The 9,787-nt window shown below is 65.8% G+C and carries 8 protein-coding genes; 5 read left to right on the top strand and 3 right to left on the bottom strand.

All coding sequences use genetic code 11. The features are described from left to right. Nucleotides 1–48 precede the first annotated feature (48 nt). Together A5785_RS01355 and A5785_RS01350 are read right to left on the bottom strand one after the other, a co-directional pair. The gene (locus A5785_RS01355) at nt 49–1,179 is read right to left on the bottom strand and encodes an NAD(P)H-dependent flavin oxidoreductase (protein ID WP_064864314.1); all 1,131 of its coding nucleotides are present in this window, start codon (nt 1,177–1,179) and stop codon (nt 49–51) included. 19 nt (nt 1,180–1,198) lie between these two features. Beyond that, nucleotides 1,199–2,845, bottom strand: a complete 1,647-nt coding sequence (locus tag A5785_RS01350) for an acyl-CoA synthetase (protein WP_064864295.1) — start codon at nt 2,843–2,845, stop codon at nt 1,199–1,201. Nucleotides 2,846–2,922: 77 nt separating this feature from the next. Between A5785_RS01350 and A5785_RS01345 the strand changes: the two genes are divergently transcribed. After that, on the top strand, nt 2,923–3,705 hold the full coding sequence (locus A5785_RS01345) for a crotonase/enoyl-CoA hydratase family protein (RefSeq protein ID WP_064864293.1): 783 nt from the start codon (nt 2,923–2,925) through the stop codon (nt 3,703–3,705). A 66-nt stretch (nt 3,706–3,771) separates the two neighbouring features. Beyond that, nucleotides 3,772–5,223 carry a cytochrome P450 gene (locus tag A5785_RS01340; protein WP_064864287.1) on the top strand — a complete coding sequence of 484 codons (1,452 nt, stop codon included), beginning with the start codon at nt 3,772–3,774 and terminating at the stop codon, nt 5,221–5,223. A gap of 7 nt (nt 5,224–5,230) precedes the next feature. Here A5785_RS01340 and A5785_RS01335 read toward each other — a convergent pair whose 3' ends face one another. Beyond that, nucleotides 5,231–6,268: an LLM class F420-dependent oxidoreductase gene (locus A5785_RS01335; protein WP_064864285.1), complete on the bottom strand. Its 1,038-nt coding sequence runs from the start codon at nt 6,266–6,268 to the stop codon at nt 5,231–5,233. A gap of 140 nt (nt 6,269–6,408) precedes the next feature. Here A5785_RS01335 and A5785_RS01330 point away from each other — a divergent pair, with 140 nt between their 5' ends. Genes A5785_RS01330 through A5785_RS01320 form a run of 3 tightly spaced genes read left to right on the top strand, consistent with a single transcriptional unit; the run spans nt 6,409 to nt 9,676 of the window. After that, the gene (locus A5785_RS01330; RefSeq protein WP_064864312.1) at nt 6,409–7,389 is read left to right on the top strand and encodes a Zn-ribbon domain-containing OB-fold protein; all 981 of its coding nucleotides are present in this window, start codon (nt 6,409–6,411) and stop codon (nt 7,387–7,389) included. 29 nt (nt 7,390–7,418) lie between these two features. Continuing rightward, nucleotides 7,419–8,498: a thiolase domain-containing protein gene (locus A5785_RS01325; protein WP_064864283.1), complete on the top strand. Its 1,080-nt coding sequence runs from the start codon at nt 7,419–7,421 to the stop codon at nt 8,496–8,498. Next, entirely contained in the window at nt 8,498–9,676 is a 1,179-nt protein-coding gene (locus tag A5785_RS01320; protein ID WP_064864281.1) for a thiolase domain-containing protein, read from the top strand. The genes A5785_RS01325 and A5785_RS01320 overlap by 1 nt, the downstream gene beginning before the upstream one ends. Nucleotides 9,677–9,787: the final 111 nt, after the last annotated feature.

The raw sequence follows: 9,787 nt of genomic DNA, 5'->3' as shown, positions 1-9,787 counted from the left end.
CGGCAGCGTCAGATGTGTATAAGAGACAGACACCAGACCCCGACCCACCTACTCCAGCGTCTTCCCGAGCCGAGCGGCGGACTCCTGGTACTCGCTGACCAGGTCGGCGATCAGTTCCGCGACGGGGGTGATCGAGTTCAGCCGGCCGACGATCTGGCCCGCGGGCATCGCGACGACGCCGGCGTCGTCCGCCTGCGAGATCCGCGCGTGCGCCTCCCCCACGAGCAGATTCTGCAGCGGCATCGGTAGCGGCTCCGGAGCGCCGGGAGCATCCCACGCGTCGGTCCACTTCGTCTTCAACAGTCGGGCGGGTTTGCCGGAGTAGATCCGACGACGCACCGTGTCTCTCGACGACGCCGCGAGCAGCGCCTTCTGCACCGTCGACGGTCCGTCGCCGGTGGCGCCGAGTCGGTACTCGGCCGCGGTCAGCCAGTACGTGCCCATCCACACACCCTGTGCGCCAAGGGCTATCGCCGCCGCCATCTGCCGACCACTGCCGACGCCGCCCGCTGCCAGCACGGGCGCGCGATCGCCGACGGCGTCGACGAGTTCGGGCCAGAGCACCATCGACGTCACCTCGCCGGTGTGCCCGCCACCCTCATAGCCCTGCGCGATCACGATGTCGACGCCCGCCTCGACATGATGCAGCGCATGATCTTTCGCGCCCGCGAGCGCCGCGACCTGCACACCATTCTCGTGCGCGACGCCGATCACATCCGGCGGCGGTGAACCCAGCGCGTTCGCGATCAGCTTGATCTGTCCGTACTTTCGGGCGTGCGCCATCGCGACGTCGACGTGCGAACGCGCCACCGAATGCAACCAGCCGAGCACTCCGGCATCCACCCGGTTGCCGTCCGGCAGCGGCGGCACCCCGAGGTCGTCGAGGGTACGTTCGACAAATGCCCGATGCTCGGGCGGAATCATCGACTCCAGGTCGACCTTGCTTCCCTCCGTGGGGATCTTGGCAGGCATCACGACGTCGACACCGAACGGCTTGCCGTCGGTGTTCTCGTGCATCCACTCGAGCACCTCGTCGAGCTCCGACGCCTCGTTGAAGCGAACGCATCCGAGAACACCCATTCCGCCGGCGCGACTGATCGCGGCCGCGACCTCCTGACTCGGCGTGAAGCCGAAGATCGGATAGTCGATACCAAAACTTTCGGTCAGTTCCGTGCGAATCACTCTCTCGCCCATATCTTTATGCCCTTCCACTGACGGCCTGGACCGACGCGTCGGCCGGTCGTGTCTCGGTGATTTCCCTGCCCCATCGGTAATTCGGCTTGCCCGCAGGCGACCGCTTGATCTCGTCGACGTACCACACGCTGCGCGGACACTTGTATCCCGCAACCTGTTCGCGCACAACCCTGTTCAGATCGTCCAGTGCCGGCCTGGCGTCGTCACGAGTAGCGATGACCGCTGCGACACGTTGACCGTATCGTTCGTCTGGAACCCCGACGACGACCGTGTCGAACACGTCCGGATGCGCCTTGAGCGCCGCTTCGACCTCTTCGGGAAAGACCTTCTCGCCACCGGTGTTGATCGACTGCGATCCACGACCCATCATCGTGATCGACCCGTCGGCTTCGACGGTCGCCAGATCACCAGGAATCGAGTAGCGAATCCCGTTGAACTCCTTGAAGGTTCGTTCGGTCTTTGCCGGGTCGTTGTAGTAGCGCAGCGGAATGTTGCCGGAACGCGCCAGGATTCCCACCTCGCCCGAGCCGGGTTCGACACGCGTTCCGTCCTCACGCAGCACCACAGCAGCCTTGTCCGCGGTCACCCGCGGAGCACCCGTGTGCGACTGCCCCTTCTGCGCCGCCGACATCCCGCTGAAACCCGTTTCCGACGACCCGATCGCGTCGATGACGAGCAGGTTCGGCAACAGGTCGAGGTACTCGTCCTTGACACTCGCAGAGAAGAGTGCAGCCGACGATGCCAGTGAGACCACGGAACTGGTGTCGTACGTACGCCCATCGGGATGCCCCGCACGCAACGCGTCGACCATCGGTCGCGCCATCGCATCTCCGGTGATCATCACGACGTTGACCTTGTGCCGCTCGATGATCTGCCAGGTGAGGTGCGCGCCGAACTCCGGGTAGATCACGGCCTTGCCGCCGACGAAGAGTTCTTGGAACACGGCCCACTGCGACCCGCCGTGGATGAACGGCGGGATCGGAAAGCGCACCAGTTGTCCCCCCGCCGCACCGTCACGAGCCTGCTGCCACTCGTCGGACACGCGCTCACCGGTGTAGAAGCTGATTCCGCCGCCCAACACCCGCCAGATGTCCTCCTGGCGCCAGACGACGCCCTTCGGGAACCCCGTCGTGCCGCCGGTGTAGAGCATGTACAGGTCGTCGTCGCTCCGCGGCTCGAAGTCACGGTCGACGCTCCCCCTCGCGATGGCATCCTTGTAGGGAATCGCGCCGTCGGGCGCAGGCTCGTCGCTGCCGTCCTCGACGACGATCACGTGCGCCAGTTTCGGCGCATTCGGTAACACGTTCCGCACGCGGTCACCGTATTGGCGCTCGTAGATCAACACCTTCATGTCCGAGTCGGTGACGATGTGCTCGAGTTCTGCCGCGACGTACCGGTAGTTGACGTTTACCATCACCGCACGGACCTTAAAGATCGCCAGCATCGCGACGACGCACTCGAGGGTGTTCCTGCTGTACAGACCCACCGAGTCGGTCGGCCGGACGCCGTGTTCGATCAGTTCGTGCGCGAGCGCATTCGCCTCTCGCTCCAGCTCGGCATACGTCATCGACCGGTCGTCTGTTTCCAGCGCGGTCCGGTCGGGCATCAGGTCGACGGCGTGCTCGATCAGGTCAGCGATATGGAAGGCCATGACGACAAAATTAGAACGTGTTACTGTTTTCGGCAAGGCCTGTTCGGCTACCGATCACCAGCCACCGAGGAGTACAGATGCCGGAGTGCCTCGTCGAGAAGCGCGGCCACGTTCTCATCGTCACCATGAATCGCCCGGAAGCGCGCAACGCGTTGTCGACGGAGATGATGGCGATCATGGAAGAGGCCTGGGATCAGGTCGACGCCGATCCCGACATCCGTGTAGCCATCCTGACCGGTGCAGGCGGATACTTCTGCGCGGGCGCCGACCTCAAGTCGATGAACGCCAAGCCCGCGGGCGACAAGTTCGCCGACGGCGGGTGGGACCTCACCCGGATGCCCGCACTCCTCAAGGGCCGTCGACTCACCAAACCGCTCATCGCAGCCGTCGAGGGACCCGCCATCGCCGGGGGCACCGAGATCCTGCAGGGCACCGACATCCGAGTCGCGGGCGAGAGCGCGAAGTTCGGTGTCTCCGAGGCCAAATGGGGCCTGTTCCCCCTCGGCGGCAGCGCCGTACGGCTCGTTCGTCAGATCCCCTACACGATCGCCGCCGACATCCTGCTCACCGGACGCCACATCACCGCAGCCGAAGCCAAGGAGTACGGCCTGATCGGCCACGTCGTACCCGACGGTTCGGCGCTCGACAAGGCCCTCGACATCGCCGACGTCATCGCCGCCAACGGCCCGCTCGCCGTCCAGGCGATCCTCAAGACCATCCGCGACACCGAGGGGATGCACGAGGAGGACGCGTTCAAGATCGACGCCGACCTCGGGATGCGTGTCTTCATGAGCAAAGACGCCAAAGTCGGCCCACGGGCATTCGCCAACAAGGAGAAGCCCGTCTTCACCGGCGAGTGACCACTGGTGAACACCGCCGAGTGACCACTCGTTGACAGGCCAACCGGAAGGCGGCAGGGTCGGAGCATGGCGCGGCTGCACATCGACAACGACTGGTCAGGTCAACGATTTCCGAGTCCCGGGCGTCGAAAGCCACTGATCGGCGATCTCGGCGTCGCCGATCCCCGCCATCCGTTGCTGAGCATGCTGACCCTCGGCGCCAACCTCGGCCCGATCTACGAGATGCAGGTCTTCCGCCAGAAGTTCGTCTTCATCGCCTCGGCCGAACTCACCGCCGAACTCTGCGACGAATCGCAGTTCTGCAAGGCGCTTCCGCCCGCGATCGAGGCGCTACGCGACTACGCGGGCGACGGCCTGTTCACCGCCCGCAACGACGAGTCCAATTGGCAACTGGCACATGACCTTCTGATGCCCGCGTTCACCAAGTCGGCCATGCGCTCCTATCACCCGATCATGCTGCAGACGGCCAACGAACTGTTCGACTACTGGGACGCACTACCGACCGACCCCGCCGACACCACCACCGTCGACGTCACGCGTGACATGACGAAGCTGACCATGGAAACATTGAGCCGCACCGCATTCAGCCACGACTTCGGGTCCTTCACCTCCGCAGAGCAGCACCCGTTCGTCAGTGCCATGATCCGCGCGCTCGAAACCGGTCGACGCAAGGGAGCACTGCGCACCGCGCCCGGCGGACGCTACCTCACCGCCCTGCTCGACCGCCGCAACGCGCAGGCGCAGAACTACGTCGACGACCTGCTCGACGACCTCATCGCAGAACGCGAGCACACCACCGACCAGTACGACCTGCTCGGGATCATGCTCAACGTCGCACATCCCGAGACCGGAGAACGCCTGTCACCGTTGAACATCCGACACCAGATCCTCACCTTCCTCGTCGCGGGACACGAAACCACCTCGGGCGCTTTGTCGTTCGCGCTGTACTACCTGTCACAGCACCCCGAATGCCTTGAACAGGCACAACGCGAGGCCGACGACGCGCTCGGCGACGATCCGACGGCGATGCCGACTTTCGAGCAGGTGCCACGCCTGCGCTACATCCGGCGCGCACTCGACGAGGCATTACGAATCTGGCCGACGGTGCCCGCATTCGCACGCAGCCCACGATCGACGACGATGCTCGGCGGGCGTTACCGCATGACACCGGACGATTGGGCGGTCATCATCCTCGCCCAGGTCCACCGCGATCCCGCGGTCTGGGACGATCCCGATTCCTATGATCCGGACCGCTTCCTCCCCGAGAACATCAAGAAGCGTCCGGCGCACACCTACAAACCGTTCGGCAACGGCGTACGCGCCTGCATCGGAAGACAATTCGCGCTCCACGAGTCGGTACTCGTCCTCGCGAGCCTGCTCCATCGATACGACGTCGCACCCGATCCCGACTATGAACTTCGCGTCGACGAGCGACTCACCATGGTGCCCAAAGACTTCTACGTCTCGCTGACACCGCGCAGAGTGCCCGCCCGGTTGTCGGAACAGCCCGTCGGCTGACGGCCGCTCACACCAGCGTCGCGAGCTCGCGGATCGCGGCGGCGTCGCGCGTGGTCACCATCAGCATCGAGACACCCGCCGACTCCCACTGCTTGATCTGCTCGCGCACCTCGTCGGCGGTACCGACGATCATCGTCTCGCGCACCATCTCGTCGGGCACCGCTGCGAGTGCCTCCTCCTTACGACCCGCGAGGAACAGCCTGCCGATCTCATCGACCACCTCGCCATAGCCCATCCTGCGGTACAGCTCGGCGTGAAAGTTCTTCTCCTTGGCGCCCATCCCGCCCACGTACAGCGCGGTGGCGGGTCGATACGCGTCGACAGCGGCGGCGACGTCGTCGGTGATCACCACCTGCACGGTTGCCGCGACCTCGAAGTCGTCGCGCGTCCGACGCGCACCCGGGCGCGCGAATCCCTCCGCGAGCCACGACTCGTACTGATCGGCGAGCGAGAGGCTGTAGAAGATCGCAAGCCAGCCGTCGGCGATCTCCGCGGTCTGTGCGACGTTCTTCGGCCCCTCCGCGCCCAGCCAGATCGGTATGTCGGCGCGGAGCGGATGCGTGATCGGCTTGAGCGATTTGCCCAGTCCCGTCGCACCTGGTGCGTCGGCCGGATACGGCAGCGGATAGTGCGGTCCCGCGCTGCGCACTCGGTCGGCGCGCGACAGAACGTCGCGCACGATCTGTACGTATTCCCTTGTGCGAGCGAGTGGTTTGCCGAACGGCTGCCCGTACCACCCTTCGACGACCTGAGGTCCCGACACCCCCAGCCCGATGATGTGTCTGCCGCCCGAGAGATGGTCGAGGGTCAGCGCATGCATCGCGAGCGATGTGGGCGGTCGCGCAGACAACTGCGCAACCGCGGTCCCCAACCGTATCCGCGACGTCGCCGCGCCCCACCAGGCCAGCGGGGTGTAGGCGTCCGACCCCCACGACTCCGCGGTGAACACGGCGTCGAATCCCGACTCCTCGGCCGCGGCAATGAGCTCCGGGGCGTCGACGATGGGATCCGCTCCCCAATATCCCAGTTGCAGCGCAAGTTTCACGACCTCGACCTCTCCACGTCGGCACCACGAAGACAACCGTCATCACGGCCTTGTGCCCCAATACTAGAACGTGTTCTACTCGAAGTGTGAGCAGCATCGACACATCTCCGGCCGCGACGACCGCCAGCCCCGTCGCCGTGGTGCCCGATCCCGAGACCGCCATCCTGACCGCTGAGCTGAGCAACACGTTCAGCTACACGCGTTCGCTCGGACCGGTGTTGAGCCGGTTCGCATTCGGGCTACGCGACGGCCACATCGTCGGATCACGGTCGGCCGACGGAACCGTGTCGGTACCGCCGATCGAATACGACGCCGCGTCGGGCGCACCGATCACCGACATCGTCGACGTCGCCTCCGTCGGCACGGTCGTCACGTGGTCGTGGAATCCCGACCACATCGACGGCCAGCCGTTCGACGCACCGTTCGCATGGGCGCTGATCCGACTCGACGGCGCCGACACCGCGTTGCTGCACGCGGTCAAGGTCGACGGGCAGGCAGACATGGAAACGGGTATGCGGGTACACGCGGTCTGGCGTGCGGCACGCAGCGGACGCATCGACGACATCGCCTACTTCGCATCCGGCGACTCCGCTGAGCAGGCCGAACCGAACACCGCCGAGAATCCCGACGACGAGAACGTCATCATCACCACCCCGATCACGACGAGCATCATTCACTCCGCGACCGAAGAGGAGTCGCGCTATCTCGAAGGCCTCAAGGCGGGCAAGCTGATCGGGACGCGTATCGGCTCAGGCGTCGACGCCGGGCGCGTCTACTTCCCGCCACGCTCGGTGAGTCCCGCCGACGGTGCGCCTGCCGTCGAACACGTCGAACTCCCCGACACCGGAACCGTCACGACGTTCTGCATCGTCAACGTGCCGTTCCAGGGGCAGCGGATCAAGCCACCCTACGTCGCGGCGTACGTGCTGCTCGACGGCTCCGACATCCCGTTCCTGCACCTCATCCTCGACGCTCCCGCCGACGAGGTTCGCATGGGCATGCGGGTGCAGGCGGTCTGGGTTCCCGACGACGAGCGCGAGCTGTCGATGGGATCGATCAGCCACTTCCGCCCCACCGGCGAACCCGACGCCGAGTACGACACCTACCGCGAGTTCCTCTGACCCGCGATCCCCATCTCTAGGAGAAGCACGTGACCCTCCCCCGCATCGCGATCGTCGGGTTCGCCCACAGTCCCAACATCGTCGGCACACACGGCACCACCAACGGTGTCGAAATGTTGATCCCCTGCTTTGACAAGCTCTACGCCGAGCTCGGCATCTCCCGCACCGACATCGAGTTCTGGTGCAGCGGATCGTCGGATTATCTTGCCGGACGGGCCTTCTCGTTCATCTCGGCCATCGACTCGATCGGCGCGATGCCGCCGATCAACGAATCCCACGTCGAGATGGACGGCGCGTGGGCGCTGTACGAGGCGTGGGTGAAGATCGCGAGCGGCGAGGTCGACCTCGCCCTTGCCTACGGCTTCGGCAAATCCTCTGCGGGAGATAGCAATCGCACGCTGTCGATGCAGACCGACCCCTACACCGTCGCTCCACTCTGGCCGGGCGACCGCGCTCTCGCCGGATTGCAGGCCCGCGCAGGCCTCGACGCCGGTACGTGGACCGAAACCGACATGGCCGCAGTCGCCGCCCGCACGACCGGGGCGTCGACCGACGACCTGCTCGCGACCGATTACGTCGCCAATCCTCTTCGAGCACATGACATCGCACCGTTCACCGATGCCGCCGCGGCCGTGATCATCGCCAGTGAACGCCGCGCCCGCGAGCTCGTCGCCAATCCCGCATTCGTCACCGGCTGGGACCACCGGATCGACAGCGCCAACTTCGGTGCACGAGATCTCACGGTCTCGCCGTCGACGACACTGGCCGCCGACACCGCATTCGGCGATCGCACCCGCGCCGTCGACGTCGCCGAGATCGCCGCCCCTTACACACACCAGGAGATCATCGTCCGCAACGCGCTCGGCCTGCCCGACTCCGTGCGGATCAATCCGTCCGGCGGCCTGCTCACGGGTAATTCGTTGTTCAGCGGCGGACTGCAGCGCATCGGCTACGCGGCGCACTCCATCCTGACCGGTGATGCGCGGACCGCGGTGGCACACGCGACGAGCGGCCCTCTGCTGCAACAGAACATGGTGGTCACGCTGCAGGGTGACTCGAACAGCGGTGATTCGAAGAGCGGCGACTCGATTGTGGGAGAAGACAACTGATGGCACACAACAACCGTGCGGCGGTCCTGGGCACCGGGCAGACCAAGTACGTCGCCAAGCGGCACGACGTCACGATGGCAGGCATGTGCCGCGAGGCGATGGACGCGGCCCTCGCCGACGCCGGGGTGAGCATCGACGAGATCGACGCGATCGTCATCGGCAAGGCGCCGGATCTCTTCGAGGGTTCGATGATGCCCGAGCTGGCCATGGCCGATGCCCTTGGCGCCGTTGGCAAACGACTGATCCGTGTGCACACCGCAGGCTCCGTCGGCGGCTCGACGGCCAACGTCGCGGCGTCGTTGGTGTTCGCGGGCGTGCACAAGCGTGTGCTCGCGATCGCGTGGGAGAAGCAGTCGGAGTCAAATGCCATGTGGGCGTTGTCGCTTCCGGTTCCCTTCACCAAGCCGGTCGGCGCGGGAGCGGGCGGATTCTTCGCCCCGCACGTGCGCTCCTACATCCGGCAGTCGGGCGCGCCCGAGCACATCGGCGCGATGGTCGCCACCAAGGATCGACGCAACGGCGCGCGAAACCCGTTGGCCCACCTACACCAACCCGACATCACGGTCGAAAGTGTGATGGCATCGCAGATGCTCTGGGACCCGATCCGCTACGACGAGACATGCCCGTCCTCCGACGGCGCATGCGCGGTGGTCATCGGCGACGAGCAGGTCGCCGACGCCGCAGTCGCCGACGGCCGCCCCGTCGCCTGGGTCCACGCCACCGCGATGCGCACCGAACCGCTGTTCTTCGCGCACCGCAACACCGTCAACCCGCAGGCCAGCCGCGACGCCGCAGCAGCACTGTGGAAGTCCGCGGGCATCGACAATCCGATCGACGAGGTCGACGTCGCCGAGGTCTACGTCCCGTTCTCGTGGTTCGAGCCCATGTGGCTCGAGAGCCTCGGCTTCGCCCCCGAGGGCGAGGGCTGGAAGCTCACCGAAGCCGGCGAGACCGAGATCGGCGGCCGCATCCCGTTCAACCCGTCGGGCGGCGTGCTGTCGTCGAACCCGATCGGGGCGTCGGGCATGATCCGCTTCGCCGAAGCCGCGATCCAGGTGATGGGCAAGGCGGGCGACCACCAGGTTGCCGACGCCCGCAAAGCCCTCGGCCACGCCTACGGCGGCGGAGCGCAGTACTACTCGATGTGGCTCGTCGGCGCCGACAAGCCGTCGAACTAGCCGGGCCGCGCACCAACTGATCTAAGAGCCAGCGACCCGGCCCACAGCTACCTCATCTGCGCACAGCTACCTTCTGCACTGCCGAAGGTAGCTGCACGTAGATCAGGTAGC

Origin of the sequence: Gordonia sp. 852002-50395_SCH5434458 (assembly GCF_001665905.1) — a bacterium.
Lineage (GTDB): Bacteria > Actinomycetota > Actinomycetes > Mycobacteriales > Mycobacteriaceae > Gordonia > Gordonia jacobaea.
Note: the sequence above shows the minus strand (reverse complement) of the source record. Positions and strands in the feature narration are given on the sequence as shown.

Excerpts from the sequence above, each read along its gene's own strand:
- A5785_RS01350 (WP_064864295.1), bottom strand. The coding sequence starts at position 2,845 with ATGGCCTTCCATATCGCTGACCTGATCGAGCACGCCGTCGACCTGATG.
- A5785_RS01345 (WP_064864293.1), top strand. The coding sequence starts at position 2,923 with ATGCCGGAGTGCCTCGTCGAGAAGCGCGGCCACGTTCTCATCGTCACC.
- A5785_RS01340 (WP_064864287.1), top strand. The coding sequence starts at position 3,772 with ATGGCGCGGCTGCACATCGACAACGACTGGTCAGGTCAACGATTTCCG.
- A5785_RS01320 (WP_064864281.1), top strand. The coding sequence starts at position 8,498 with ATGGCACACAACAACCGTGCGGCGGTCCTGGGCACCGGGCAGACCAAG.